This is a genomic window from Roseobacter cerasinus, from assembly GCF_009811755.1.
GTDB classification, from domain to species: Bacteria; Pseudomonadota; Alphaproteobacteria; order Rhodobacterales; family Rhodobacteraceae; genus Roseobacter; species Roseobacter cerasinus.
On the sequence record NZ_BLIV01000003.1, the window covers coordinates 532,950 to 558,380 of the forward strand.

At 62.6% G+C, this 25,431-nt stretch carries 25 protein-coding genes and 1 other RNA gene; 15 read left to right on the top strand and 11 right to left on the bottom strand.

The genetic code is table 11. The annotated features are described in order from the left end of the window. Position 1: 1 nt before the first annotated feature. Positions 2 to 775, bottom strand: a complete 774-nt coding sequence (locus tag So717_RS10090; protein ID WP_159976774.1) for a DUF2182 domain-containing protein — start codon at positions 773 to 775, stop codon at positions 2 to 4. Positions 776 to 846: 71 nt separating this feature from the next. Between So717_RS10090 and So717_RS10095 the strand changes: the two genes are divergently transcribed. Next, positions 847 to 1,578 carry a FadR/GntR family transcriptional regulator gene (locus tag So717_RS10095; protein WP_159976776.1) on the top strand — a complete coding sequence of 244 codons (732 nt, stop codon included), beginning with the start codon at positions 847 to 849 and terminating at the stop codon, positions 1,576 to 1,578. 141 nt (positions 1,579 to 1,719) lie between these two features. Next, entirely contained in the window at positions 1,720 to 2,454 is a 735-nt protein-coding gene (locus tag So717_RS10100) for a leishmanolysin-related zinc metalloendopeptidase (protein ID WP_159976778.1), read from the top strand. A gap of 9 nt (positions 2,455 to 2,463) precedes the next feature. On the opposite strand, the gene So717_RS10105 is transcribed toward So717_RS10100, so the two are convergent. Next, complete coding sequence (locus So717_RS10105; protein WP_159976780.1) at positions 2,464 to 2,868, bottom strand: hypothetical protein; 405 nt, start codon at positions 2,866 to 2,868, stop codon at positions 2,464 to 2,466. Between the two features lie 101 nt (positions 2,869 to 2,969). After that, the gene (locus So717_RS10110) at positions 2,970 to 3,389 is read right to left on the bottom strand and encodes a hypothetical protein (protein ID WP_159976782.1); all 420 of its coding nucleotides are present in this window, start codon (positions 3,387 to 3,389) and stop codon (positions 2,970 to 2,972) included. A gap of 167 nt (positions 3,390 to 3,556) precedes the next feature. Here So717_RS10110 and So717_RS10115 point away from each other — a divergent pair, with 167 nt between their 5' ends. Both So717_RS10115 and ssrA read left to right on the top strand, forming a co-directional pair. Continuing rightward, positions 3,557 to 3,910: a DUF4345 family protein gene (locus So717_RS10115; protein ID WP_159976784.1), complete on the top strand. Its 354-nt coding sequence runs from the start codon at positions 3,557 to 3,559 to the stop codon at positions 3,908 to 3,910. Between the two features lie 126 nt (positions 3,911 to 4,036). Then, positions 4,037 to 4,386: a transfer-messenger RNA gene (ssrA, locus tag So717_RS10120) on the top strand. 153 nt (positions 4,387 to 4,539) lie between these two features. On the opposite strand, the gene So717_RS10125 is transcribed toward ssrA, so the two are convergent. Next, positions 4,540 to 4,809, bottom strand: coding sequence for an usg protein (locus So717_RS10125; RefSeq protein ID WP_159976786.1), 270 nt, complete (start codon positions 4,807 to 4,809; stop codon positions 4,540 to 4,542). 191 nt (positions 4,810 to 5,000) lie between these two features. Between So717_RS10125 and gyrA the strand changes: the two genes are divergently transcribed. Further along, positions 5,001 to 7,754 (top strand): DNA gyrase subunit A, encoded by a 2,754-nt coding sequence (gyrA, locus tag So717_RS10130; protein WP_159976788.1) that lies wholly within the window; start codon positions 5,001 to 5,003, stop codon positions 7,752 to 7,754. A gap of 218 nt (positions 7,755 to 7,972) precedes the next feature. Beyond that, positions 7,973 to 8,323, top strand: a complete 351-nt coding sequence (locus So717_RS10135; protein WP_159976790.1) for a DUF6614 family protein — start codon at positions 7,973 to 7,975, stop codon at positions 8,321 to 8,323. 6 nt (positions 8,324 to 8,329) lie between these two features. On the opposite strand, the gene So717_RS10140 is transcribed toward So717_RS10135, so the two are convergent. The 3 genes from So717_RS10140 to So717_RS10150 are packed head-to-tail and all read right to left on the bottom strand — an operon-like array spanning position 8,330 to position 11,778. After that, positions 8,330 to 9,805 (bottom strand): carboxypeptidase M32, encoded by a 1,476-nt coding sequence (locus So717_RS10140; RefSeq protein ID WP_159976792.1) that lies wholly within the window; start codon positions 9,803 to 9,805, stop codon positions 8,330 to 8,332. Then, a complete protein-coding gene (ctaA, locus tag So717_RS10145; RefSeq protein ID WP_159976794.1) occupies positions 9,805 to 10,956 on the bottom strand; it encodes a heme A synthase in 1,152 nt (383 codons plus the stop codon). The genes So717_RS10140 and ctaA overlap by 1 nt, the downstream gene beginning before the upstream one ends. Before the next feature lie 57 nt (positions 10,957 to 11,013). Continuing rightward, complete coding sequence (locus tag So717_RS10150; RefSeq protein ID WP_159976796.1) at positions 11,014 to 11,778, bottom strand: RNA methyltransferase; 765 nt, start codon at positions 11,776 to 11,778, stop codon at positions 11,014 to 11,016. Between the two features lie 109 nt (positions 11,779 to 11,887). Between So717_RS10150 and So717_RS10155 the strand changes: the two genes are divergently transcribed. Continuing rightward, positions 11,888 to 12,508 carry a thiamine phosphate synthase gene (locus So717_RS10155; protein ID WP_159976798.1) on the top strand — a complete coding sequence of 207 codons (621 nt, stop codon included), beginning with the start codon at positions 11,888 to 11,890 and terminating at the stop codon, positions 12,506 to 12,508. Between the two features lie 3 nt (positions 12,509 to 12,511). Here So717_RS10155 and So717_RS10160 read toward each other — a convergent pair whose 3' ends face one another. Next, positions 12,512 to 13,651 carry a HupE/UreJ family protein gene (locus So717_RS10160; protein ID WP_159976800.1) on the bottom strand — a complete coding sequence of 380 codons (1,140 nt, stop codon included), beginning with the start codon at positions 13,649 to 13,651 and terminating at the stop codon, positions 12,512 to 12,514. Here So717_RS10160 and So717_RS10165 point away from each other — a divergent pair. The 4 genes from So717_RS10165 to So717_RS10180 all read left to right on the top strand — a co-directional run bounded on the left by So717_RS10165 (position 13,650) and on the right by So717_RS10180 (position 17,129). After that, positions 13,650 to 14,462: a DUF4198 domain-containing protein gene (locus So717_RS10165; RefSeq protein WP_159976802.1), complete on the top strand. Its 813-nt coding sequence runs from the start codon at positions 13,650 to 13,652 to the stop codon at positions 14,460 to 14,462. The two genes, So717_RS10160 and So717_RS10165, sit on opposite strands and share 2 nt — an antisense overlap. A 42-nt stretch (positions 14,463 to 14,504) precedes the next feature. Beyond that, complete coding sequence (locus tag So717_RS10170) at positions 14,505 to 15,404, top strand: PfkB family carbohydrate kinase (protein ID WP_159976804.1); 900 nt, start codon at positions 14,505 to 14,507, stop codon at positions 15,402 to 15,404. Further along, on the top strand, positions 15,401 to 16,333 hold the full coding sequence (locus So717_RS10175) for a pseudouridine-5'-phosphate glycosidase (RefSeq protein ID WP_159976806.1): 933 nt from the start codon (positions 15,401 to 15,403) through the stop codon (positions 16,331 to 16,333). The genes So717_RS10170 and So717_RS10175 overlap by 4 nt, the downstream gene beginning before the upstream one ends. A gap of 76 nt (positions 16,334 to 16,409) precedes the next feature. Further along, positions 16,410 to 17,129 (top strand): DUF502 domain-containing protein, encoded by a 720-nt coding sequence (locus So717_RS10180; protein ID WP_159976808.1) that lies wholly within the window; start codon positions 16,410 to 16,412, stop codon positions 17,127 to 17,129. A gap of 1 nt (position 17,130) precedes the next feature. Here So717_RS10180 and So717_RS10185 read toward each other — a convergent pair whose 3' ends face one another. Next, on the bottom strand, positions 17,131 to 18,168 hold the full coding sequence (locus So717_RS10185; protein ID WP_159976810.1) for a patatin-like phospholipase family protein: 1,038 nt from the start codon (positions 18,166 to 18,168) through the stop codon (positions 17,131 to 17,133). Positions 18,169 to 18,225: 57 nt separating this feature from the next. Beyond that, entirely contained in the window at positions 18,226 to 19,011 is a 786-nt protein-coding gene (locus tag So717_RS10190; protein ID WP_159976812.1) for a 3-hydroxybutyrate dehydrogenase, read from the bottom strand. A gap of 330 nt (positions 19,012 to 19,341) precedes the next feature. Here So717_RS10190 and So717_RS10195 point away from each other — a divergent pair, with 330 nt between their 5' ends. Next, a complete protein-coding gene (locus So717_RS10195; protein ID WP_438810648.1) occupies positions 19,342 to 21,165 on the top strand; it encodes an extracellular solute-binding protein in 1,824 nt (607 codons plus the stop codon). On the opposite strand, the gene So717_RS10200 is transcribed toward So717_RS10195, so the two are convergent. Further along, entirely contained in the window at positions 21,154 to 21,777 is a 624-nt protein-coding gene (locus So717_RS10200) for a helix-turn-helix domain-containing protein (protein WP_159976814.1), read from the bottom strand. The two genes, So717_RS10195 and So717_RS10200, sit on opposite strands and share 12 nt — an antisense overlap. A gap of 64 nt (positions 21,778 to 21,841) precedes the next feature. On the opposite strand from So717_RS10200, the gene So717_RS10205 reads away from it, so the two are divergent. The 3 genes from So717_RS10205 to So717_RS10215 all read left to right on the top strand — a co-directional run bounded on the left by So717_RS10205 (position 21,842) and on the right by So717_RS10215 (position 25,333). After that, complete coding sequence (locus tag So717_RS10205) at positions 21,842 to 23,356, top strand: class I adenylate-forming enzyme family protein (RefSeq protein WP_159976816.1); 1,515 nt, start codon at positions 21,842 to 21,844, stop codon at positions 23,354 to 23,356. After that, positions 23,353 to 23,994, top strand: coding sequence for a DsbA family oxidoreductase (locus So717_RS10210; protein ID WP_159976818.1), 642 nt, complete (start codon positions 23,353 to 23,355; stop codon positions 23,992 to 23,994). The genes So717_RS10205 and So717_RS10210 overlap by 4 nt, the downstream gene beginning before the upstream one ends. Positions 23,995 to 24,139: 145 nt before the next feature. After that, positions 24,140 to 25,333, top strand: coding sequence for a multidrug effflux MFS transporter (locus tag So717_RS10215; RefSeq protein WP_159977155.1), 1,194 nt, complete (start codon positions 24,140 to 24,142; stop codon positions 25,331 to 25,333). The last annotated feature ends 98 nt before the right edge of the window (positions 25,334 to 25,431 follow it).

Here is a 25,431-nt window from a genome sequence, read left to right on the forward strand (position 1 = left end):
CTTATCCTCCCACGATCACCCAGAGGCCCGCTGCACAGAGCAGCACCCCCATGGGTTTTGTCACGTAATGCCCCAATTGAGGCAGCTTCTCGATCACCATGAAGAGCGTCGCCAGGCCCATCCACGCGAGGTTCATCACCCCGCCGACAAACCCCAGCGACATGAACCCCCAGCAGCAGCCGACGCAAAATGCACCCAGCCCCAGCCCCATGCGCAACCCGCCCGAAAAACCGGTGCGCCAATGCCCCAGAAAATACATCGCAGGCGCATGACACACACCATGGCAGATTTCCTTGGCCCGCGTGAACTGGAAGGCCCCCACGGCCAGCAACAACCCGCCTGCGACCCAAGGCGACTGCGCGATCCCCAGCATGTCCACGACGCCACCAAAAAGCAGCAGCAGCTGCGCGCCGGTGATCACTGCAGCGAAGGCGACCCAGACGATAAAGTATCCCAGCAGCAGGCCGAGCCACCCAGGCCTTGTGCCGTTCGCACTGACCATCAGGTCTTCGTAGGCCCGCAGCGTCGGCACCAGCGTCGGCAGCATCATCGCCGCCATCATGATCGCCCACATCCAGAAGAGCGGCCCGAAATTGGCCATCGGCATATACATCGGCATGCGCGGATCCATCGCCGCCATCATCTGCCCCTGCGGCCCCGGACGGCCCAGCAGATCGAGGTCCATATCGACGCTCATCATATACATCACCCACCATGCCGCCAGAATGGCCGCAAAAAAGCTCAACCAGAGCGTAGTGCGCAGGGTGGCGTGCATGAGTCGTCTTGTCTCCTTGCGATTCAAATGCCAGACATTTAGAACCCGGGCAAACATTAAATGTAAGACATATGAAAATCGATCCCGATAACCCCGCCGACCTCTCCGCCCAGATCGCCGCTGCGATCCGCGATGCGATCATTTCGGGCGGTCTGATCGTCGACGAACGCCTGCCCTCCGAGGCGGAACTGGCCGAACAGTTCGATGTCTCGCGCCCCACGGTGCGCGAGGCGCTGAAGCGGCTCGCGGCGCAATCGCTCATTCGCACGCAGCGCGGGGCGACGGGGGGCGCCTTTGTGAACCGGCTGAGCTTTGAGGCGGCACAACCGCAACAGATCACCACCTCAACCCTGCTGCTCTCCATGAATGCGGTCAGCTTCGAGACCGCCTGCGAGGCGCGCTATGCGCTGGAGCGCGCCTGCGCGCCGCTCGCAGCCACCCGCCGCACGCCGGATCACCTCGCAACCATGCGCGCCGAGATCCACCGCCAGAGCCAGCCGGGGCTGACCGACGAGGCCTTCTGCGCGTCGGATGTGGCCTTTCACCGCGCGCTGGTTGATGGCGCAGGCAATCCGGTGCTGTCGTACCAGCTGGCGGGCGCCGTCGAGGCGATGCAGCCCCTGATGAATATGATCACCTTCACGGCCCGCGATCGCGCGCGTATCATCGCGCTGCACGAAGGCATTGCCGACGCCATTGAGGCGCAGGATGCCGCCGCCACGGCCAGCGCCCTGACCGCACTGGAGCAGGAAACCCAGACGTTGGCGCACAGCGTCTTTGCCGCCCGCGCCGCACGCCGCTAGGCCGAAACCTGCCGCCAAGCGCGCCGGATTTCTGCGGGAATGCGCCACTTGTGGATAGGGTCATTCCCGGTCCGCAACTCAGCCCCCATGTCATGAATATCGCGCCCCTCAGTGGGGGTGCAGCAGACCATGAGGCCAGATATGATCACGCTCGACTTCACCACCCCGATCTCGGATGCGCGCCGCGGTGCCTTTACCCGCGCGGCAGATCGCTGGGACAGCATCATCGAAACCGCCTTTGAGCCGGTGACATTCGAGGGCCGTCGTCTCGACGGCCTGCTGATCGAGGTGTCCATCTCCCCCATTGACGGGCCGGAGGGGGTCTTGGGTCAGGCCGGGCCAACGGCGCTGCGCCCCGGCTCGGAGCTGCCCGTCGCGGGCATCATGCAGTTTGACACGGCGGATGTGGAGCGACTGGAGCGCAATGCCAGCTTTGAAGATGTGGTGTTGCATGAAATGGCCCATGTGCTGGGCTTCGGCACGCTCTGGGCCCGGGCTGGTCTGGTGCAGGCCAGCGGCACCAACGACCCGCGCTTTACCGGGGCCGGCGCCACGCAAGAATACCGTGATCTCGGCGGCAGCGAAGCCGCGGTGCCCATCGCCAACACCGGTGGCGCGGGCACCCGCGAGGGGCACTGGCGCGAGCTGGTGTTTGGTGACGAGCTGCTCACCGGTTTTCTGTCAGGGGCCCAGCGTCCGATCAGCCGCCTCTCTATCGCGTCGTTCCAGGATCTTGGCTATGATGTTGATCTGGCCGCAGCGGATGCCTACACCCTGCCCAACTTCCGCGCCCTGGCGGAGATGGGCATCACCGAAGCGGTGCGCGTCTGTGACCTCTGCCGCATGGGTCGCCCCGAGCCTGTCGTGCTGAACTAGCGGGCAAGCTCAGCAGCCGAACCGCACCCGATCAAACACAAAAGCCTCGGGTGCGACGCACCGCTGCAACGGGTACGGCACTGCGCCGGAGGCAAGGTTGAACGGATCGCCGCGCAGCGCAGCTATGGTGCTTTTCTGCGACAGCAACCGCGGTGTGCAGTTGAAACTGCCACCGCGAGTGCCAGTCACGGGATTGCCGCTGCTCGACGGATAGCGCCAGCAGATGGCGCGCTGCCCGGCCACCGTGTCAAGCATATACTCACCGGCCAGCGCACGGGCGTTGCCCGGATACCAGAGCCAGGCCCGATTGCCGCTGTCGATAAAGATGACCTGATAGCCATGCGCGTCGTCAAAGGACAGATAGGTGCGCCCGGGCTGAGGATAGTCCGGGAAGGTGAGCGGACGCGATTCCACGTCTGCGATCACCTCCGCGATATTGGCCGAAGGTTTCGGATCTGATGGCGCGCAAGCTATGACGGCGACAGCCGCAAGCAGAGCAAGGCCGTTTCGAAACCTCAGCACGACAGATCGACCCGATGGCCCATCCTGCGTCCTGCCACCTCGAATGCAGTCATCTTGCCGATATCAACGGTGTTGAGGTCACCTCGAATAAAAGCAAGCACGCCTGCCGCGAACTCAGCATCACAGCCTGTCGCCAGACGTGCGGCCTGCTCCAGTTCCGGGACGTAAAGAACGCGAGGGGTCGAGATCAGATCAACGAAAGCATAGGTGTCGTCGCGGTCGCCGGTTTCGACTTTTGCAACGCGAAAGGTCTTTCCGCCGACCTGCACTTCGCGGGCAGCGTCGAGTGCTGCGAGGTGCAGCGCCTTGCGCGCATCCCGTCGTGCTTTCTCTTCCGGTGTGAGCGTTGGGCCGGACGCGCAGGCTGCCAGAACGGCAAGCAGCAATGAAGATGCCATAAACTGTTTGAACATTCGAACTCTATCCTCTGACATAAATGGATCGCTGAAATCGACCTCGTATCTCGCCGCGACCAAATCACCCGATTGCCGGCACTGCAAGCTCGAAGACGCCGCTGATCAGACATGTCGCGGACCTCATAGCGCTTGCCACCCCGTGTCTCACCGCTAGCTTGCGGTACATGACGGATATCCTGAATCTCATCGCCTGCCTGCTGACGATTGGCTTTGGCCTTTTTGGCTTTCTCGCCCCTCGCTACACAGCTGCCGCGCTTGATCTTGCGCCGACGAGCAGCACCATGGGGCTGAGTGAGATGCGCGCGTCAGTGGGCGGGCTGTTTGTGGTGGCCGGGCTGGCCGCGCTTTGGCTCGATGAGCCATTGGGGTTTGCGATGATCGGGTTTGTGTTCGTGGGCGCCGCCCTGGGGCGGCTCGTGTCTCTGATCTTCGATGCGCCGCCGCGCCGCAAGGTTTTGATCTTTGGCGGGATCGAAGCGGCCCTCGCCCTCGCCTTCCTCTGGGCGAATCCACTGTAGCTTTTGCCTGTTACGTTTTGCACCCGCCTGAGATCAAAAGTATTAACTTTTCATTATTACAATTTGATAATAAATCACTTTTTGATCTTCTTCATCGAAGATAAAAGCCGAGACCCATCTGGCTTGGCCCTTGAGTTTTCCAACCATTCCCCTTATATCTTCCATGTTCTTCGGAACTATGGACATAAACGCGCTCGCAATAAGCGGATCGGACCCGGGGGCGGTACCCGGCGGCTCCACCAAACATCCTTCATTTGAGGATCATGGGGCCGAAACAGGATCGACGAACGTCTAAAGGGGTTAGCTTTGTTTCGGTGAGATACCACCGTTATCGGTTCAAAACGTACAATTGCAAATGACAATCGTGCACCAGTAGCGATGGCCGCGTAAGCGACCGGAGAGACTGAACTCTTAAGCCCTAGCGCCTTGCAGCACTAGGCGGGGTCCGCAGGCACCTGGCAACAGAAGCCTGCACTTTACTCCATTGCCGCCAACTCTACGGGTTCTGTCACGTCAACGTTTGACTTTGCAGTACTCTACGATCAGCACGTCGTTGTGACCCCGACACGCACCAAAAACCTGCGTGATCGCTGGTATTCCGCGCTCTTGATGTCGGCGACAGCACGCGCTTAGTGAAGGGTGAACTCGCCCGTTACATTGCGCCATTCGCCCGCGCTGATCATTTTGCGGTGCGTAAAGCGGACCGAGTGCAATGGGCCTTCGATCTCCGACCTCCAGAAATCCACAAATTCGAAGAGCCGGGGATGATCGGGCGCGATGTCATAGTCCTGCCAGATGAAACTGTTCAGCACATGTTGATAGTCGGGCATGTGGTAGAAAAACTCGGCCGTGGTCAGGCCATATCCCTTCAGCATTAACTCTGTCTCGGATAGTGGCATATCGTGTCCTCGCAACTGGTTAACGCATCCAGAATGACAGGACAGGATTACTTTTCAATAAAAACAGGGTGTTGTCACTCTGTCCCGGCGGCTGCCAGTCGTGCACAAAGTGAGGGATTGCACCTTATATGTCCCCTCTGATAGAGTAAATCCACAAGATATAGACCCTGCGGAAAAATTGGGCAACCTACGTGAGCGATACACCACAACCTCCTGATAATGATGATGAAACATTGCCTGAACGCCCGGAGTATGACGGGCCGACAGTTAGCATCGAACATGAGATGCGCACGTCGTATCTCGATTATGCGATGTCGGTCATCGTCAGCCGGGCGATCCCGGATCTGCGTGACGGGTTGAAGCCTGTACATCGGCGCATCCTCTTTGCGATGCACGAAACCGGCAATAGCCACGACAAGGCCTATCGCAAATCGGCGCGCCCCGTGGGTGATGTGATGGGTCAGTATCACCCGCATGGGGACTCAGCCATCTACGACGCGCTGGTGCGCATGGCCCAGGATTTCTCCATGTCGCTGCCGTTGCTCGATGGTCAGGGCAACTTCGGCTCCATGGACGGTGATAACCCGGCCGCCATGCGCTATACCGAAGTGCGCATGGACAAGCCTGCCGCCTATCTCTTGAACGATATCGACAAGGACACGGTCGACTTTCAGGACAACTATGATGGCAAGCAGCAGGAGCCGACCGTGCTCCCTGCCCGCTTCCCGAATATGCTGGTCAATGGCGCGGGTGGTATTGCCGTCGGCATGGCCACCAATATCCCGCCGCATAACCTTGGCGAAGTGATCGACGCCACGCTTGCGCTGATCGACGACCCGGATCTGACCTCGGAACAGCTCATCGACTATGTGCCCGGCCCAGATTTCCCCACCGGCGGCATCATGCTGGGCCGCTCCGGTGCGCGCAAAGCCTATCTGGAAGGGCGCGGCTCCGTCATCGTGCGGGCCAAGACACGCATGGAAGAGATCCGCCGTGACCGCTGGGCGATTGTCGTGGATGAGATCCCCTATCAGGTGAACAAATCCACCATGATCGAGAAGATCGCGGAACAGGTGCGCGAGAAGAAGATCGACGGCATCGCCCATGTGCAGGACGAGTCCGACCGCAATGGCGTGCGCGTGGTGGTTGAGCTGAAGCGCGACGCGGTGCCGGATGTGGTGCTGAACCAGCTCTATCGCTTCACACCGATGCAAACTTATTTCGGCTGCAACATGCTGGCGCTGAACGGCGGGCGGCCCGAGCAACTGACCCTGCGCAAGTTTCTCACCTATTTCATCGACTTCCGCGAAGATGTCGTGGCCCGGCGCACCGCCTATCTTCTGCGCAAGGCGCGCGAGCGCAGCCATATCCTCTGCGGTCTCGCTGTCGCAGTCACCAATATCGACGAGGTGGTCGCGACCATCCGCGCCTCAGCCGATGCGCCCGAGGCCCGCGAGAAGCTGATGACGCGTCGCTGGCCCGCGCAGGACATTCTGCCCTACATCGCGCTGATCGACGACCCGACCCATACGGCCAACGACGACGGCACCTATAATCTCTCTGAGACGCAGGCCCGCGCGATCCTGGAGCTGCGGTTGCAACGTCTCACGCAGATCGGCGTGAAAGAGGTCACCGACGAGCTCGAAGAACTGGCCGGTAAGATCAAGGAATACCTCGAAATTCTGGGCTCCCGCGACCGGATCATGGGCATCATTGCCGATGAGCTGCGCGAAGTGCGCGAGCTTTTCGCTGTACCGCGCCGGACAGAGATTGTCGACTGGTCTGGTGACATGGACGACGAGGATCTGATCGCGCGCGAAGACATGGTCGTGACGGTCACCTCGGGCGGCTACATCAAGCGCACGCCGCTCGCTGATTTCCGCAGCCAGCGGCGCGGTGGCAAGGGCCTCGCGGGCATGCAGACCAAGGAAGAGGATGTGGTCACCACCCTCTTCGTCGCCAATACCCATACGCAGCTGTTGTTCTTCACCACCGATGGCATGGCCTACAAGCTCAAGACCTGGCGTCTGCCGCAGGGCGGTCGCACGTCGAAAGGCAAGGCAATTGTGAACATCCTGCCGATTCCAACAGGCGTGTCGATTGCCGCGATCCTGCCGATCGACCGGGAGGAGAAAGACTGGTCGGAACTGCAGATCGTCTTTGCCACCTCTGCGGGCACGGTGCGGCGCAATGCGCTGAGCGATTTCACCAATGTGAAGTCCAATGGCAAGATTGCCATGAAGTTTGAGGATGAACACGCCGAGACCACGCTGATCAATGCACGCATCGCCTCACCGGATGATGACGTGATGCTGGTCACCGCCTCCGGTCGCGCGATCCGCTTCCCCTCGACGGACGTGCGGGTCTTCAACTCGCGCAGCTCGGTCGGCGTGCGCGGCGTGAAACTCAACGGCGACGACAAGGTGGTCTCGATGTCGATCATCCGGCATTTCGACGCCACGTCGGACGAACGCGCGGCTTATCTCAAGATGCGCCGCGCCATGGCGGGGATTGCCGATGATGCAGAGAGCAACGGCACGGACGAGGAAGAAACCGACGCCAACGCCACCATCAGCCCGGACCGTTATGCGGAGATGTCGGCAGCGGAAAACCTGATCCTGACGTTGACGGCAGGCGGCTCGGGCAAGCTCAGCTCCAGCCACGACTATCCCGTACGCGGGCGCGGCGGCATGGGCGTGCAGGCGATGGACAAGGCCATGCGCGGCGGTGCGCTTGTGGCCTCCTTCCCGGTGGAGATGGACGACCAGATCATGCTGGCCACCTCCAAAGGCCAGTCCATTCGCGTGCCCGTCGATGGCATTTCCTTCCGCTCCCGCTCCGCCGGGGGCGTGAAAGTGTTCGACACTGGGCGCGGTGAAGAGGTTGTCAGCGTCGCCTGGATCGCAGATCAGGGCGAGGATGCCGAAGAGGCTTCGGAAGAGTGATCCTGTGAAGGGCAGCAGTTGCGATGTCTTGGTGTTGTATTTTTCATAGTAATTTGATTTAAAATCAAATTATTGGTCTGCATTCTTAACCTTTGGTGCAAGCGTCCCGGATCGTCGCGCCTATGCCGCTGCGTCACTTCGCGCAAACTGCGCGGCTCTTAACGTCACCTCAAGCATTTTTGCGCACACTTGAGATATGTGACGCGAGAGGTGCTCTCATGAACGTATATTGCTGCATGATCACGCTGAAGGATGACGCCAAGGCGCTGCTCTTTGCAAAGGCGCTTGACGACTGGATGGGGCATCTGAAAGCCGAAGGGGCCATTGGCAAATGGCGCCTGATGCGGCGCAAGCTCAATCTGGCGGCGGATTGCTACCGCGATTTCTTGCTGGAGATCGAGGTGGACGGTCTGGCCCAGCTAGATGCCGCTTTCCGCCTGACAGGCGAGCGGGACGATAATGTGGCACAGATGCACCGTGCCGTGCACGATCTGATCGCCTCCGCTGATTTTGCGCTCTACCGCCCGTACCCGGATATGGAGCGGGCCGAGCGTATGGCGCTGCTCTGAGCCACTCTAGAGGTTGTAGATCACGCCGAATTTCTCTTTGAGATACGCCAGCAGCGGTGCTTCACTGGGCTCCGCCCCACAGGCGCGGGTGATCAGATCGCGCGCCTCGTAAAGGCCCCCATGGGTCTGCACAGTGTCCCGCAGCCAGTTTGTGGCGGGTGCCGTATTCCCCTCGGCCAGCGCGCCGTCCAGATCCGGCACCGCCGCGCGCATGGCCTCTTTTAGGCAGCCCGCGTAGACATTGCCGAGGCTGTAGGTCGGGAAATACCCAAACAGCCCGACCGACCAGTGCACATCCTGCAGGACACCGTTTGAAGGTTTATCGACGGCGAACCCGAAGTCGGCGGCAAAGCGGTCGTTCCAAGCGGCCTCCAGATCATCCACCGCCAGATCGCCGCTGATCAGTGCACGTTCCAGATCGAAGCGCAGAAGCACGTGCAGGTTATACTGCAACTCATCCGCTTCGGTGCGGATGAACCCGTCAGAGACGCGGTTCACACACGCATAGAACGCTTCTTCATCGGCAATGCCAAAGTCGCCGAAGGTGTCGCGCATCTGCCCATAGAGCCAGCCTGTGAAGGCCCGGCTGCGCCCGATCTGGTTTTCATAGATCCGGCTCTGGCTTTCGTGCACGCCCATCGACACACCCTGCCCCAGAGGTGTCAGCAGATAGTCGCGGCTGATGTTCTGCTCATAGGTCGCGTGACCAACCTCGTGGATCGTAGAGTAAAAACAGTTGAACGGGTCGGTCGGATTAGTGCGCGTGGTGATGCGCACATCAAGGCCCGAGCCGGAGCTGAACGGGTGCACCGCCTTGTCCACGCGCCCATGCTGCAGGTCATACCCAAAGCGCTCTGCCAGCGTCCGGGTTAGTGTCATCTGCAAGGCGTCATCGAAGTGCCCTGTCAGCTCGGGCGGTGCGGGCGCCTCTAGCGCTGCCGCACGCAGATTGGCCAGTTCGGGCCGCAGCGCGCCGAACATCATCTCCAGTTCTGGCCCGGTTGTGCCGGGTTCGTAGTCGTCAAGTAACGCGTCGTAGAGCGGGCCGCCACCCGAGAGCGCCTGCGCCTCTTCCACGCGCAGGGCGATGATCTCTTTCAACACCGGCAGGAAGAGGGCCACGTCTTCGGTGCGCCGGGCCTCTGCCCAGATCCCCTGCCCTTCGGAGGTCACCCGCGCGATGCGGGCGGCAAGTTTCGCGGGCACCTTGCTGGTGCGGTCATAGCTGCGGCGAATGTGGCGCAGCTGCGCCGCAGCCGTCTCGTCAAGCTCTACGCCGTCCAGCGCGGCCAGCCACGCCCCCACCTTGGGGTCGATGCGCCGCGCGTGCAGCACGCTGGCCATGGCGGCAGCTTCCTCGCCGCGTTGCGGGGCTGCACCGCGTGGCATCATGGTTTCCTGATCCCAGTCCAACCGCCCGGCGACCTGCGCCAAGGCTTGGGTTTCACGGGTGAACCCCATCAAGTCCTCGTAGGTCGACATCAGGTGGCTCCTCTCAAAGAACTGGCAATTGGGTAACCGCTCAGGAATCGCGCGCGCAGGATCAGCACCCAGAGCACCACGGCCATGCCCTGATGCACCAACGCGATATGCACGGGCGCGCCATAAAGTACCGTGCCGATCCCGATCACAATTTGCAGCGCGACGGCGGCGATCACAGCGTTGAAGGCGAAGCGTGTTGCGGCATGAGAGGATTTGCGCCCGCGCAGCCAGACGATGATCGCGAAAGCGGCCAGAAGGTAGCCTGTCAGCCGGTGGATAAACTGCACCAGACCCGGGCTTTCGAAAAAGTTGCGCCAGACGGGTTCCAGTACAAAGGCGCTGTCGGGCAAGATTTTCCCGCCCATGAGCGGCCAGTCCGTATAGCTGCGGCCCGCATCGATGCCGGCGACCAATGCGCCAATGAGTATTTGAAGAAGGGTGAAATGCATAAGCCCCGTGGAGAGCGACCACGGCTTGGATTCTCGCGCGCGGCGGGCTTGCAGGAGGTCGCGCGCAAGGCGGCCCAGCTGCAGGATGTACCATGTCAGCACGCCGAGGATGACAAAGGCCAACCCCAGATGGGTAGCCAGACGGTAGCTGGCCACATCGGTCATGCCCTCGCCCTGAGTCACGCCCGAGGCGACCATCCACCAGCCGATGGCACCCTGCGCGCCGCCCAGAGCGCCCAGAAGCAGAAGTTTAGGCGACCAGCCCGCAGGGATCTGGCGGCGCAGGGCGAACCAGCCGAAGCCCAAAGCCCAGACCAGCCCGATGACGCGGCCCAGCTGGCGGTGGCCCCATTCCCACCAATAGATGACCTTGAAGTCTTCCAGCTCCATCCAGCGGTTCTGGATCTGGAATTCATCAATGGCGCGGTACTTGGCAAACTCGCTTTCCCATTCCGCAGCTGACAAGGGCGGCAGCGCGCCGGTGATCGGACGCCATTCGGTGATGCTGAGCCCGCTGTCGGTGAGGCGGGTGAGCCCGCCCACGAGGATCATCAGGAACACCAGACCAAAGAGCATCATCAGCCACGCCCGGATTGCACCCCGCGCGCTGCTCTGGCCCTTGTCGATCCCGCCGGGTTGCGCCGCGGGGCGTGTGGTCTCTGGCTGGCTCACGTCTTCGAAGAGCTTGCGCTTGGTGCTCATGCGGATCTTCCTGATTGTCCGTCCCACCGCCTACCTAATGACAGTGGCCCGCGAGGTCTAGCGCGTCCCGTCGTCGCGCGGGGGGCGGCGCAGGAGCTGGCGCAGCATGCCGTGCATCATCTGCACATCCGCGCGGGTCAGCGGCATGCGGCTCCACATGTTGCGCAGGTTAGTGCGCATCGATTGCGCCTTGTGCTCGGGGAAGAAAAACCCGGCGTCTTCGAGCCGCTCTTCGTAGTGTTTTGCGAGGTGCTCGACCTCTCCCGCCTCAGCCCAAGGGGTGCCAGCCATCTCGGTTACCTGCGGTTCCACATCGCCGGTCGCACGCCGCCATTCGTATCCCATCAGCAGCACACATTGCGCGAGGTTCAAAGACGGGAAGGCCGGATTTACCGGCACCGAGACAATCGCATTGGCCTGCGCGATATCCTCGTTTTCCAGCCCCGCGCGTTCGGGGCCGAAGAGCACGGCCACGCGCTGGCCCTCGGCAATCCGCCGCGCCGTCTCACGCAAGGCCTCTTCCGGGCTGAACACCGGTTTGGTCAGATCCCGCGAGCGCGCGGTCGTGGCAAAGACAAAGGTGCTGTCGGCAATGGCCTCGGGCAGATCCGCACACAGACGTGCTTCATCAAGCAGCCGCCCTGCCCCGCTGGCCATGGCCACGGCACTCTGGTTCGGCCAACCATCACGCGGGGCCACGACACGCATGTGATCAAGCCCGAAGTTCCACATCGCGCGCGCCGCGGCTCCGATGTTTTCGCCCATTTGCGGGCGGACAAGCACAAAGGCGGGCGCTGCGGGCTGCTGAATACCATCTGTCATGCGCCGCCTCATAGTGGGCAATGCGCAGGCTCGCAAGCGGCGCGGTCTGGGGGCGTTTCCATTCCGCGTCACTTGCGCTACTGCTCGGCAAAAGACGTAAGGACCACACATGGATACGCCCGAGCAGCCCCAGCTTTACCTCGTCACCCCACCGGAGTTCGAGCTGAGCCGGTTTCCCGATGTGCTGGCCTCCGCGCTGGACGCGCATGAGGTCGCCTGTGTGCGGCTCGATCTGGCAACGCGGGATGAAGACCGGCTGTCGCGCGCAGCGGATGTGCTGCGCGAGGTGACCCATGCCCGCGATATCGCGCTGGTGGTCAGCGATCACTGGCGTCTGGCGGAGCGTTTGGGGTTGGACGGTGTTCATTTGACCGATGGCGCCCGCGCCGTGCGGGAGGCGCGCAAGGCGCTTGGGCCGGATGCGATTGTTGGCAGCTTTTGCGCCACCTCACGCCATGACGGCATGACGGCGGGCGAAGCGGGTGCGGACTATGTCAGCTTCGGGCCGGTGCGGGCCTCCGGGCTGGGGGATGGCAGCTTTACCGAGACAGATTTGTTCAGCTGGTGGTCCGAGATGATCGAGGTGCCGGTGGTGGCCGAGGGCAATTTGACGGCGGAGCGCGCAGCCGAACTTGTGCCTTTCACTGATTTCTTTGGCATTGGCGAGGAAATCTGGGCCGAGGATGACCCGGCCAAAGCGCTCGGCGCGCTGGTCCAGGCAATGGGTTGAACGTTAGAGAAAGACCCGTTCGATCACCCAGAACGCGCCAACGGCCGCAATGGCACAGGAGGCCGGGATCGCGACAAGATCGCGATACCAGGGTTTGTCGCGGAACCAGCCGACGAGCAAGAAGGCGATGGCAATGACCGTCAGCTGCCCCACTTCCACTCCGATGTTGAAGCCGACAAGCGCGGGGATGAACTGGCCCTCCGGCAAGCCGAACTCGCCCAGCACGGAGGCAAAGCCCAGCCCGTGCAGCAGACCAAAGCCGAAAATCACAGCGGGACGCCAGGGTTTGAGCCCGGCGGTGAAGATGTTCTCAACCGCCACATAGACGATGGAGGCGGCAATCAGCGGCTCCACGATGCTGGCGGCGATGTTGACCCACCCCAAGGCCCCAAGCGCCAGCGTGACAGTATGGGCCAGCGTGAAGGCGCTGACTTGCCAGACCAGCGGGCCCATCCGCGTGCTCAGGAAGAAGAGGCCCAGCACAAAGAGGATGTGGTCCAGCCCCTTGGGCAGGATGTGATCGAACCCAACCGGGACATAGCCTGCAAATGTGGCCCACGGCCCGGCGGCGTCGCCCCCGCTGATCGTGATAGGCGGGCTGCTCTCACCGCCTGCCAGAAACCCGGTATAGGGTGCCTCGACACCCTGCTGCCGCAGCACCAGCGCCCCCGATCCTGCTGGCCAGTTCAGGGTGAGGGTGCGGGCGCCTTCGGGCAAAGGCGCTGTCAGGGACCAAAGCGAGATCCGCGGCAGTTCATCGTCCAGATCGCCCGGAACCTCCAGACTGCGCTGCGTAAAGACCAACGCCTCCGAGGCTTCGGCCAATGGCAAGGCGTTCCAGTCCGCCAGCAGTTGCGGCACTTCACGGGCCAGAGCTGCCGCCGACAAGGCGCGCAGCTGCCGATAGGCATCGCTGGCCTCATCATCATTGGTGTTTTCTGCTGCATCCAGATCGACGCCGGACAGGAACGCTTCAAGGTTGATGCGCAGATCCAGCACAACCGTGTCCCCGCCAGTGACGGTCAGGTCCGCAATGGTCGGCACCAATTCATGCGCGCGTGCAGGTGATGGGCCCAAGCCAAAGCTTGACACCGTAACCAAAACCAACAGCTTGAACAGCAGGGCAATCAGGGGTGGTCTCATGAAACTCTTCCAACTCGTTCTGGCAGGGCTACTGCTAAAGGCTCCGGCGGTGCTTGGCCATGAGTTTTGGATCGACCCGCAGCAGTTTCAGATTGCACCCGGCGATCCGCTGCTGGCGGATCTGCGCAATGGTGAAACCTTCAAGGGCACCTCGCTCGCCTGGTTCGAGAACCGGTTTACCCGGTTCGAGACAGTGCTTGGCGACACCGTACAGCCCGTGCCGGGGCGTGCGGGTGACACCCCGGCCTTGCAGGCCACTGCGCCGGAGACGGAGGGCCTGCTGGTCATCCTGCATGAAACCGCGCCGTCGCGGCTGACCTACAAGGAGTGGGAGAAATTCCTGAAGTTCGCCAAACACAAGGATTTCCCCAATGCTGCCGCAGATCATGTGGCTGCGGGCTGGCCGCAGGAGGGATTTCGCGAAAGCTATACAAGGCACGCCAAGGCGCTGGTGGCCGTGGGCTCCGGCGCGGGGGCAGACCGCGCCTTTGGTCTGGCGACTGAGTTTGTCGCGCTGACCAACCCCTATGGAGCGGAGTTCGACGGGAGCATGCGCGTGAAGGTGCTGTATCAGGGCACCCCGCGCGCCGATGCGCAGGTGGAGGTCTTTGACCGTGCCCCTGATGGCCGCGTCGACGTCCGGCTGACGCGCACGGATGCGGCAGGAGAAGCGGCGATCTCGGTTGCGCCCGGGCACAGCTATTTGCTCGACGCCGTGGTGCTGCGCCCCAGTGCCGAGGCCGGCACGGCGGAGCGCGCGCCGGTCTGGGAAACGCTCTGGGCCGCGCTGACCTTTTCGGTGCCTGACTAAGACGGGCTTGAACCTGTCCGCGTTCCCCGCCACAAGACCGCCATGACAGTTTTTCCCCCGCCCGACATCTTGTGCATCGGATCAGTCCTCTGGGATGTGATCGGGCGCTCACCCAGCGTGATGCGGCAAGGCTCTGATGTGCCCGGGCGCATCACCCGCATTCCCGGCGGCGTGGCCATGAACATCGCCATGACGCTGGTGCGCTTTGGGCTGACACCGGCCCTGCTGACGGCGATTGGCCGCGACCCCGAGGGCGACGAGCTTGTCGCCGCCTGTGCCGCGCGCGGCATGATCACCGACATGATCTACCGCTCGGACGACCTGCCCACAGATGTTTACATGGCTGTCGAGGGCGCCAATGGGTTGATCGCCGCCATTGCCGACGCGCATTCGCTGGAAGCCGCCGGATCCAAGATCCTCGCGCCGCTCTCAACCGGACGGTTGGCTACGCCTGAGGCCCCCTACACCGGTTTGGTGGCGCTGGACGGGAACCTGACACTGGATCTGTTGACTGAGATCGCCCGCAGTCCCCTCTTTGCGCAGGCCGATCTGCGCGTGGCGCCTGCGTCCCCCGGTAAGGCCGAGCGGCTTGGGCCGTTTCTGCAGGGCGGGCGCGGCACGCTCTATGTCAATCTGGAAGAGGCCAGCCTGCTCTGCCAGCGCAGGTTCGACAACTCGCGCAGCGCCGCAGAAGGGCTGCTCAGCCGTGGAGCGGCCCGCGTGCTGGTCACCGACGGGGGCGCTGACGCCACAGAAGGGCGGCAGGAGGGCCTGCTGACCCAGACCCCGCCGCAGGTGCTGGTCACCCGTGTCACGGGCGCGGGAGATACCTTCATGGCCGCCCACATCGCGGCCGAAGCCGAAGGCAACGGGCCGGAGGCGGCATTTGGCCGCGCCCTTCAGGCCGCCGCCACCTATGTTTCCGGAGGAACCGCCCTATGACCGCCCTGCCGCTGATCCGCTCTGCCGAAGTGGCCGCTGCCATGGCCAGCGACACGCCCGTGGTGGCGCTCGAAAGCACCATCATCACCCACGGCATGCCCTATCCGCAAAATCTTGAGGTGGCGCGGCAGGTAGAAAACGACATTCGCGGCGCCGGGGCCACGCCTGCCACCATCGCGGTGATCGATGGTACGCTGCATATCGGCCTCGATGACGCGCAGCTGGAAGCGCTCGCGCAGGCAAAATCGGTTGCCAAACTGTCACGCGCCGATCTCGCGGCCTGTATGGCAACGGGCGGCACCGGCGCAACCACGGTCGCGGCCACAATGATTGCCGCCCAGCTCGCTGGCATCGAGATCTTTGCGACCGGTGGCATCGGCGGGGTGCATCGCGGGGCCGAGAACAGCTTTGACATCTCAGCTGACCTGATGGAGCTCGCTCAGACGCGGGTGACGGTGGTCGCAGCTGGTGCCAAAGCCATTCTCGACGTTGAAAAAACGCTGGAAGTGCTTGAAACCCAAGGCGTCCCGGTCATCGCGGTTGGCCAGGACAGCTTTCCCGCCTTCTGGAGCGCACACTCCCCGCTGAAAGCCCCTTTGCGGATGGATAGGGCGGCTGAGATCGCCCGCGCGCACCACATGCGCGGGCAGATGGCGCTGCCGGGCGGGCAGCTGATCGCCAATCCGATCCCGGCAGACAGCGAGATCGCCGCAGAGGCATTGGCGCCTATCATCGCACAAGCCCAGGCCGATGCGGACGTGCATGGTATCCGAGGCAAGGCGGTCACGCCCTATTTGCTGCAACGCATCTTCGAGCTGACCGAGGGCCGCTCCCTCACCGCCAATATCGCGCTGGTGCGCAACAACGCGCGGCTTGCGGCGCAAATCGCATCGGAATTGGTCACCCTCACCCGCGAGACGGGAAGTTGACCACAGCACCCGGTAAATCCATTGTACCGCCCCGGCATTGCGCCTAACTACGGAAGGCGTCAGTCAGAGAAGCGTTATGAACACCCCGTTTGATCCAGACCCCCCGATCCGCAGCAGCCTTCTCAGCCGTCTGCGGGCCTCATTCCTGACGGGGCTTGTGGTCATCGCCCCCGTGGGGCTGACAATTTGGCTGATCTGGTCGGTTGTCGGTTGGATCGACGGCTTTGTGCTGCCGCTGGTGCCCGGCTCCTACCAACCGGACCGGCTGCTGCAGGACTGGCTGGGGCTCGACCCGGAAATCCAGATCAACATTCGCGGCATCGGCGTGGTGATTTTCCTGGTCTTCACTGTGATTGTCGGCTGGATGGCCAAGGGCATCATAGGCCGGTCGCTGATCCGCTATGGCGAAAGCCTGGTCGAACGCACACCCGTTGTGCGCACGATCTACTCCGGCATCAAGCAAATCTCCGAGACGGTCTTTGCCCAGTCCGAACGCTCCTTCGAGACCGCTTGCCTGATCGAGTATCCGCGCCGCGGCATCTGGGCCATCGGCTTCATCTCGACCACCACCAAGGGCGAAATTGCCATGCGCGGCAACGACGGCCAACCGATGGTGAGTGTCTTTGTGCCCACAACCCCAAACCCGACCTCAGGCTTTCTGCTGTTCTTCCCCGCAGATGATGTGATCGAGCTGGATATGACGGTCGAGGATGCGGCCAAACTGGTGATCTCCGCCGGTCTGGTCTATCCCAATGGCAAGGATGCGGATGCGCCGCTGTCCGTGGGGCAGATCTGAGCTACTGGAACATCTCCACCAGATCGACCGAGCTGCGGACGTTCAGATCCGCTTTATGGTGCGTCAGGAACTCTTCGGCCGCGCGCTGCCCCGCTTCCTTCAATCGAGACAGCGTAAAGGGTGTCGGCACCAGCTTGGTCGCCACCGACAGCTCATTCATCAGCGCATCATCGGCAATCATGTGGATCAACACGCGGTTTTTCTGGCCGGTCGTCAATGTGCCCTGCTCCAGCAGCCGCTGCACGAACTCAATGGCGCGCAGCTCACGCAGCAAGGATGAATTGAAGCTGATCTCATTGATGCGGTTCTGGATAGCCTGGGCTGTTCTGGGCAGCTCCGTACGCTCCAGCGGGTTGATGTTGATGACCAGAATGTCATCCGGCAGCGAGGGGCTGAACAACGGGAAGAGCGCCGGGTTGCCCGTGTAGCCACCGTCCCAAAATGCCTCGGTCAGACCGGTCTCGGCATCTTCAACCTCCACCGCTTGAAAAATCGTCGGAAGACAGGCCGATGCAAGGATTGCATTGGTGCTGATCTCGCTGTCCTTGAACACCCGCACCTTCCCGTTGCGCACCCGTGTGGCGCAGATAAACAGGCACGGGCCTTTGCCACCCTCCTCATGCACCGCGTCAAAGTTGAATTGCTCGACGATATCGCGCAACGGATTGCGGTAGAATGGCCCATAGGCATAGGGCGAGACCATCCGCGTCCAGGCCTCGCTGGCCATGACAGGCAGCGAATACTCCAGTGCATGACTGAAATCGCCCAAGGAAAACGGCACCATCCAGGCCGGGATATTGAGATCAGGTCGCGCCCCGACCTCTGTCCAGAGCCAGTCAAGCCGGTCGCGGGCCCCTTGCCGCCCGCCTTCGATCATGCCCGCCTTGAGGGCAGCGCCATTCAGCGTTCCGGCGGAGGTGCCGGAGATCGCCGAGATGTGAAGGTCATCTTCACAGAGCAGCCGGTCGAGCACCCCCCAGGTGAAGGCCCCATGCGCCCCGCCACCTTGCAAAGCCAGATTGATCCGTTTCACCGCCATCACATGCCCTTCTTGTTTCTTCTGGCCTAAAATATCCCCGCCGGAGGCAAGAAACTCTTACAGTGCCGTCCAGCCGCCATCGACGCTTATGGTTGTGCCGGTGATCTGCGCCGCCGCGTCCGAGCACAGGAAGGTTGCCGTACCCCCCATCTGCTCGACCGTCGCAAACTCCTTCGACGGCTGCCGCGTCAGCATCACATTCTCGATGACCTCCTCGCGGCTCATGTCGTATTCCTTCATGGTGTCAGGGATCTGTTTCTCCACAATCGGCGTCAGCACATAGCCGGGGCAGATCGCATTCGCCGTGATCGGCTCCTTCGCGGTCTCCAACGCCGTCGTCTTCGTGAGGCCGACAATCCCGTGTTTGGCCGCGATATAGGCCGACTTGTAAGGCGAGGCTGTCAGCCCATGGGCCGATGCAATGTTCACCACCCGGCCCCAGCCGGCCTCGCGCATCATCGGCAAGGCGACGGCGGTGGTGTGAAAGGCGGAACTGAGGTTGATCGCAATGATCGCATCCCATTTCTCCACCGGAAATTCCGGAATTCCCGCCACATGCTGAATGCCCGCATTGTTCACCAGTATATCGCAGCGGCCCGCCTCTTCGATCAGGCGACGGCATTGGTCGCCCCTGGACATATCCGCCTGAATATAGCGCGCTGTCGTGCCCGTCTTGTCAGAGATTTCCTTGGCCAGCGCATGGTCTTCGTCGGCGTCGGTGAAGGAGTTCAGCACAACGTCTGCCCCCGCCTTGGCCAACTCCCAGGCGATGCCCAGACCAATGCCCGAATTGGAGCCTGTGATCACCGCTGTCTTGCCCGTCAGTGAAATCTCGAATGCCATGGCGAGGCGCCTCCTGTTTGGGTGAAATGCTGCGTTGCACGCATCATGCCGTGCTGCGCCTGCAAAGGAAACGTCTTTCGGGGGTATGCTCCGGTTTTTGCCGCTGCAAATGCTGCTTCATCGGGCGCTGCAGACCCACCAAAAAAAACGCCTGCACGAGGCAGGCGTTAAGTTATTGAGGCAGGTTTCATACAGGCAAGAAACCTATCGAGCAGTGCTCTTGTTATAAGCAATCTCACGCCGCAGGCCAAGCTAAAAGTTTGATAAGACGGAAATACCTCGATAGGCTGAAGCCCAAGAAAACAAGGGCAGCAGGAGATTGTCCCCAAAATGAGCATGGTTTTTTTACGCCGCAGCACGCACCTGCTGACGGCTGTTGCGGCGATTCTCTGCACAAGTCTCGCGCATGCTGAGCCCGCGCATGGGATATCTATGTATGGTGCGCCCGCTCTGCCACCCGATTTTGTGTCACTCCCCTATGCCAACCCCGAGGCCCCCAAGGGCGGCGCGATCACGCTGGGCAATTCCGGCGGGTTCGACAGCCTCAACCCTTTCATCCGCAAAGGCACGGTGCCCTGGCAACTGCGGTTCCTGACCCATGAAAGCCTGATGGGCCGGTCGTGGGACGAGCCCTTCACGCTCTACGGCCTGCTCGCCGAATCGGTGGAGGTACCTGACGACCGCTCCTGGGTGACCTTCACCCTGCGAGAGGGTGCAACCTTTTCCGACGGCACGCCAGTCACCGTCGATGATGTGATCTTCAGCTATGAGCTTCTGGGCAGCGAAGGGCACCCGCGCTATCTCGGCCTCGCCCAGCAGATCGACAGCATAGAACAAACCGGCCCGCGGAGCCTCAAGATCACCTTCAACACGGACAACCGCGAGTTGGCGCTGCTGGCCGGCCTACGCCCCATTCTCAGCCGCGCGCAGTGGGAGGGTCGCGATTTCGCAAATGCCGCGCTGGCGGATGTGCCGCTGGGCACCGGGCCTTACGTTGTCTCGGATTACGAGGCGGGTCGTTACGTGCAACTGACCCGCAACTCCGACTACTGGGGCGCTGATCTACCCTTCCGGCGCGGCACCTTCAATTTCGACAGCATCAAGCTGGATTTCTACGGCGACACCTCGGTGCTCTTCGAGGCCTTCAAGGGCGGGCAGATCTCGGCCCTGCGCGAGTTCAATGCCGAGAAATGGGCCACACAGTACAATTTCCCCGCCGTGACGCGCGGGGATGTGGTGAAATCCGAACTGCCGCACCAGAAGCCCTCGGGCATCACCGGCTTTGTCATGAACACCCGCAAGCCGCCCTTTGACGACTGGCGCGTGCGTGAGGCGATGATCCAGGCGTTCAACTTTGAGTACATCAACGACACGCTGACCGGCGGGGCGCAGCCGCGCATAACCTCCTATTTCTCGAACTCCAGCCTCGCCATGCAGCCGGGGCCTGCTGATGCTGCCGTGTCCGCCCTGCTGGCGCCCTATGCAGAGGATCTCCCCCCCGGTGTGCTGGAGGGCTATGCGCTTCCGGTCACCGATGGCTCTCTGCGCAACCGCCGGGGCATTCGCGCCGCACTGAAGCTGCTGGAGGAGGCGGGGTGGACGCCACAAGACGGGGTGATGCGCAATGCCTCCGGGGCGCCCCTGCGCTTCACCCTGCTGCTGGAACAGAGCAATACCGAAGCCCTCGCCATCGCCGATATTTATCTTGGCGCGCTGAGGCGGCTGGGGGCGGAAGTGCGTATCGAGACAACGGACAGCGCGCAGTTCAAGGAACGCGAAACCGCCTTTGATTTCGATATGACCTATATGCGGCGCGCGGTCTCGCTGTCGCCGGGCAATGAGCAGCGGTTCTACTGGGGCTCTGAGGCGGCAGATCAGCCCGGCTCGCGCAACCTGATGGGCGTGGTCTCTCCGGCGGTGGACGGCATGATCGACGCGATGCTGTCAGCCCGCAGCGAGACCGACTTCAACGCCGCCGTGCGCGCGCTTGACCGGCTGCTGACCGCCGGGCGCTATGCGGTGCCGTTCTGGCAATATACAGACGGGCGCATCGGGCATATCCGCGAAATGAAGTACCCCGACACCTTGCCCATCTATGGCGACGGGCCGGAGTATATGCCGCAGCTGTGGTGGTACGACGCCTCAGGCCAGTGAGGTCACCCAGAGGATGTTCGCGTCCTCCTGGCTGACCGAGACCACATTGTGGCCCATGGTGCCGTCGTAATAGGCGGCATCGCCCCGGCGCATCTCAACCGGTTCGTAGAATTCGGTGTAAAGCCGGATCACCCCGGTCAGCACATAGAGAAACTCTTCGCCGTCGTGACGCACCCAGCCGTCGAACTCCTCCATGCTGCGGGCGCGCACCCGGGCGCGATAGGGCAGCATCTGCTTCTTGGTCAGCGTCTCGGCCAGAAGCTCATGCTCGTAGGTCACAGTGGCCTGCGCCGTGCCCTGCCCCGCCTTGGTCACCGCCATGCGCCCGTTCACCTGACCCGCGCGGGGGGGCGTGAAGAGCTGCGGCACGGAAATCTCCAGCCCCACGGCAAGCTTTTTCAGCGCGTCATAGGTGGGCGACATCTGCCCGTTCTCGATCTTGCTCAGCGTTGAACGCGCCAGCCCGGCTTGCGTTGCGGCCTGCTCAAGCGTCCAATCGCGCGCCTTGCGCAATTCGCGCACGCGTTGGCCGAGATCGACAGGCACGCCATCTTCGGAGCTTCCGTTTTCGCGGGCCAAGCGGATAAGTGTCTTTGGGTCAGCACTGGTCATTGCAAATCTATAAGGCCAAGTCCGCAGGCTTGCAACGCAGCCGAGCCGCCGCTAGCACCGCGGCATGACATCCGTTTTCGACGAGGGGCCGTTTGAGCCCTGCCCCAGCCCCTTCAACATGGCCGCCTATGTGCTGGAGGCAGGGCTGCAGATGCCCGAGAAAGACGCCCTGTTGATTCTCGGCGCTGCGGGCGTGGAGCGCTGGAACTACGCCGCCCTGGAGCGTGCCGTCCGTGGGACGGCCACGGGCCTGCTGTCGCTGGGTCTGGTGCCGGGGGATAGGGTGCTGATGCGGCTGGGGAACACCGTGGATTTTCCCATAGCCTATCTGGGCGCGCTGGCCGCCGGGCTGGTGCCCGTGCCCACCTCTTCCGCGCTGACCGAGGCGGAGACCCGCACGGTTCTTACCACAGCCAGCCCCGCCGCCGTGCTGCGCGACCCAGACGTTGCCTGCGTGCCGCATGATCTGACCGTCGATCTGGCACAGCTGCGCGGCTTCCGCGATCTGTCGCCCGCCACCTATCACATGGGCGACCCTGAGCGGCCCGGCTATATCGTCTTCACCTCCGGCACCTCGGGCGTGCCCCGCGCCGTGCTGCACGCGCATCGCGCGATCTGGGCCCGGCGCATGATGTTTGACGGCTGGTATGACCTCAGGCCCGCCGACCGCCTGCTGCATGCAGGCGCCTTCAACTGGACCTATACGCTAGGCACCGGGCTGATGGATCCTTGGACCCAAGGCGCCACGGCACTCATCCCTGCACCGGGCACAGCAGCGGGCCAGCTACCTGACCTGATGGCAGAGCACGGTGTGACACTATTTGCTGCCGCGCCGGGCGTCTACCGGCAGATGCTGAAAGACCAACGCATATTGTCCCTGCCTGCCTTGCGCCATGGGTTGAGCGCTGGTGAAAAGCTCGCCCCCCGCGTTGCCGCCCGCTGGCGCGCCGCCACCGGGACCGAGATTCACGAGGCTTACGGCATGTCCGAATGCTCCACCTTCATTTCCGGGGCGCCGAGGCGTGTGGTGCGGCCAGAGAGCCTTGGCCAACCGCAGCAAGGGCGCCGGGTGGCGCTGCTTGACGCCGATGGCCCTGTGCCGCGCGACACGGAAGGCACCATCGCCGTGCACCGGAGCGACCCGGGGCTGATGCTGGGCTATCTGAACGCGCCGGAGGAGACCGCCGCGCGCATGCAGGGGGATTGGTTCCTGACCGGCGATCAGGCGAGCATGGATGAAGAGGGCCAGATCACCTATCTGGGCCGCAACGATGATATGATGAACGCGGGCGGCTACCGCGTCTCTCCCATCGAAGTGGAGGCCGCCCTGGCTGGAGCCCCCGGCCTGACCGCCGTGGCCGTGACGGATGTCGAGGTCAAGGCCGATGCCCGCGTGATCGCCGCCTTCTATACCGCGCCCGCAGCACTGGACGAAGCCGCCCTGGCTTCTTATGTCAGCGAGACGCTGGCGCGCTACAAACAGCCGCGCCTTTACATTCACCTGCCGGAGCTGCCCATGGGCGCCAATGGCAAAATTCTCCGCCGTGCCCTGCGCGCCGGGTTCGAGGCCGCAACATGACCGACCCCATCAAGCTGGACATCATGTCCGACCCGATCTGCCCCTGGTGCTATATCGGCAAGACGCATCTGGACAAGGCGCTGGCCGCGCACCCCGGCCACCCGTTCCAGATCGAATGGCACCCGTTCCAGCTGAACCCCGACATGCCGCGCGAAGGCATGGATCGCCGCGCCTATCTCGAAGGCAAGTTCGGCGGCAAGGAAGGGGCGCTCCGCGCCTATGCACCCGTGGTGCAGCACGCTGAGGCCGCCGGGCTGACCATCGACTTTGAAGGCATGCAGCGCACGCCCAACACGCTCGATGCGCACCGGCTGATCCATTGGGCGGGCATTGAGCAGCGGCAGACCGAGGCGGTGGATGCGCTCTTCCAGGCCTATTTCGTCGAGGCGCGCGACATTGGCGATCACGACGTTCTGGCCGACATCGCGGACAGCATCGGCATGGACGCCGCCGTTGTGCGCAAACTGCTGCAATCGGATGCAGATGCCGAAGATATACGCACCCGCGATGCGCATAGCCGCCAGATGGGGGTGAAATCCGTGCCCACCTTCATCCTGGCAAGCCAACACGCCGTGCCTGGCGCGCAGCCGCCGGAGCTTTGGGCCAAGGTGATTGCGGAGCTGACACAGGCCGCGTGATGCTCACAATCGCATGCTGAAGCGTGCAAAAAAGTAAGATTGTCGGCACTACAACTGTAGGTTAGACCAAATGAACGCAGCCCTATTCTGCACGGGCGGCGTTCTGGGAGTGTACCTCGTGCCGCAACCGTCATCGCAACCCGTCATGGGGCGCGCGGAGTTCATCGCGCTCATGGCCATGATGTTCGCAACAATCGCCTTTTCGATTGATGCGATGCTGCCTGCCTTGCCCGACATCGCTGCCGAACTGACGCCAGAAGAGCCGACCCGCGCGCCCCTGATCATGACGGCCTTTGTGCTTGGCATGGGGTTGGGCACTTTCTTTACCGGGCCACTGTCCGACACCTTCGGGCGCCGCAGTGTGATGATCAGCGGCGCAGCTCTCTATATCACTGGGTCAGCCATCGCCTGGGCCAGCTCGACCTTCGAGATCGTGCTGGCCGCGCGCATTCTGCAAGGTATCGGCGCGGCAGGCCCGCGTATCGTCTCCCTCGCTGTAATCCGCGATCTTTATTCGGGGCGCGAGATGGCGCGTATCGTCTCCATCGTGATGATGATCTTCACGCTGGTGCCCGCCATCGCACCGACACTCGGTTATCTGATCATCGCGCAGCATGGCTGGCGCGGGATTTTTGCCGCCTTCATCCTGTTCTCGATCATCTCCGTGCTCTGGCTCTTCGCACGCCTGCCCGAGACACTGCCGTGCGAGAACCGGCGCCCGCTGCGGCCCCGGCTGATGGCGGCTGCGGTGCGCGAGATGTTTGCCCACCCCATCGTGCGGCTGTCGATCATCACGCAGACCTTGTGCATGTCGATCCTCTTCACGATCCTGATGATGGTGCAGCCGGTCTATGAACAGGTCTATGACAAGCAGGACAGCTTTCACTGGTGGTTCGGCGGGATTGCCCTGCTCTCCGCCCCGGCCAGCCTGCTGAACGCGATGCTGGTGGTGCGGTTTGGCATGCGGCGGCTGATCACCATCGCGCTGGCTGCACAGATCCTGCTGTCCGGCGCTGTGCTGCTGAACAACGCGACCCTGGGCACCAGCCCGTTTCTCATCTTCGCCGCCTGGCAAGCTTATGTGTTCTTTCAGGCCGGGTTGACCATCGGCAACCTCAATGCCATCGCGCTGGAGCCGATGGGCCATATCGCGGGCATGGCCGCCAGCGTGATCGGCGCTGTCTCGACTGTGGTGGCAGCGGCCATCGCCTCGCCCATCGGGTTGCTCTTTGACGGCACGTTGCGGCCGCTGGTGGGGGCGATCTTTGTCATGGCGCTCTTGGCCTTCATCGTGATGCGCCACATGGGCCGGGTCGAAGCGCGGCTGCCCGCGGAGTAGCCAAAGCAGCATCCAGAGGCCTTGCGTCACCCTATTGGCAGTGCACCCAGCCGGCACCGCCGGCCAGCCCCCGACCCTCCCGTTTTGCCAAATGCAAA

Bases quoted from the DNA above. Each gene is read 5' to 3' on its own strand.
- So717_RS10190 (WP_159976812.1), bottom strand. From the start codon at position 19,011: ATGGCATTCGAGATTTCACTGACGGGCAAGACAGCGGTGATCACAGGC.
- So717_RS10175 (WP_159976806.1), top strand. From the start codon at position 15,401: ATGACCGCCCTGCCGCTGATCCGCTCTGCCGAAGTGGCCGCTGCCATG.
- So717_RS10185 (WP_159976810.1), bottom strand. From the start codon at position 18,168: ATGGCGGTGAAACGGATCAATCTGGCTTTGCAAGGTGGCGGGGCGCAT.
- So717_RS10205 (WP_159976816.1), top strand. From the start codon at position 21,842: ATGACATCCGTTTTCGACGAGGGGCCGTTTGAGCCCTGCCCCAGCCCC.
- ctaA (WP_159976794.1), bottom strand. From the start codon at position 10,956: ATGAGCACCAAGCGCAAGCTCTTCGAAGACGTGAGCCAGCCAGAGACC.
- So717_RS10165 (WP_159976802.1), top strand. From the start codon at position 13,650: ATGAAACTCTTCCAACTCGTTCTGGCAGGGCTACTGCTAAAGGCTCCG.
- So717_RS10170 (WP_159976804.1), top strand. From the start codon at position 14,505: ATGACAGTTTTTCCCCCGCCCGACATCTTGTGCATCGGATCAGTCCTC.
- So717_RS10090 (WP_159976774.1), bottom strand. From the start codon at position 775: ATGCACGCCACCCTGCGCACTACGCTCTGGTTGAGCTTTTTTGCGGCC.
- So717_RS10095 (WP_159976776.1), top strand. From the start codon at position 847: ATGAAAATCGATCCCGATAACCCCGCCGACCTCTCCGCCCAGATCGCC.
- So717_RS10200 (WP_159976814.1), bottom strand. From the start codon at position 21,777: ATGACCAGTGCTGACCCAAAGACACTTATCCGCTTGGCCCGCGAAAAC.
- So717_RS10115 (WP_159976784.1), top strand. From the start codon at position 3,557: ATGACGGATATCCTGAATCTCATCGCCTGCCTGCTGACGATTGGCTTT.
- So717_RS10195 (WP_438810648.1), top strand. From the start codon at position 19,342: ATGAGCATGGTTTTTTTACGCCGCAGCACGCACCTGCTGACGGCTGTT.
- So717_RS10160 (WP_159976800.1), bottom strand. From the start codon at position 13,651: ATGAGACCACCCCTGATTGCCCTGCTGTTCAAGCTGTTGGTTTTGGTT.
- So717_RS10100 (WP_159976778.1), top strand. From the start codon at position 1,720: ATGATCACGCTCGACTTCACCACCCCGATCTCGGATGCGCGCCGCGGT.
- So717_RS10180 (WP_159976808.1), top strand. From the start codon at position 16,410: ATGAACACCCCGTTTGATCCAGACCCCCCGATCCGCAGCAGCCTTCTC.
- So717_RS10155 (WP_159976798.1), top strand. From the start codon at position 11,888: ATGGATACGCCCGAGCAGCCCCAGCTTTACCTCGTCACCCCACCGGAG.
- So717_RS10215 (WP_159977155.1), top strand. From the start codon at position 24,140: ATGGGGCGCGCGGAGTTCATCGCGCTCATGGCCATGATGTTCGCAACA.
- So717_RS10150 (WP_159976796.1), bottom strand. From the start codon at position 11,778: ATGACAGATGGTATTCAGCAGCCCGCAGCGCCCGCCTTTGTGCTTGTC.
- So717_RS10135 (WP_159976790.1), top strand. From the start codon at position 7,973: ATGAACGTATATTGCTGCATGATCACGCTGAAGGATGACGCCAAGGCG.
- So717_RS10210 (WP_159976818.1), top strand. From the start codon at position 23,353: ATGACCGACCCCATCAAGCTGGACATCATGTCCGACCCGATCTGCCCC.
- So717_RS10140 (WP_159976792.1), bottom strand. From the start codon at position 9,805: ATGTCGACCTACGAGGACTTGATGGGGTTCACCCGTGAAACCCAAGCC.
- So717_RS10125 (WP_159976786.1), bottom strand. From the start codon at position 4,809: ATGCCACTATCCGAGACAGAGTTAATGCTGAAGGGATATGGCCTGACC.
- So717_RS10110 (WP_159976782.1), bottom strand. From the start codon at position 3,389: ATGTTCAAACAGTTTATGGCATCTTCATTGCTGCTTGCCGTTCTGGCA.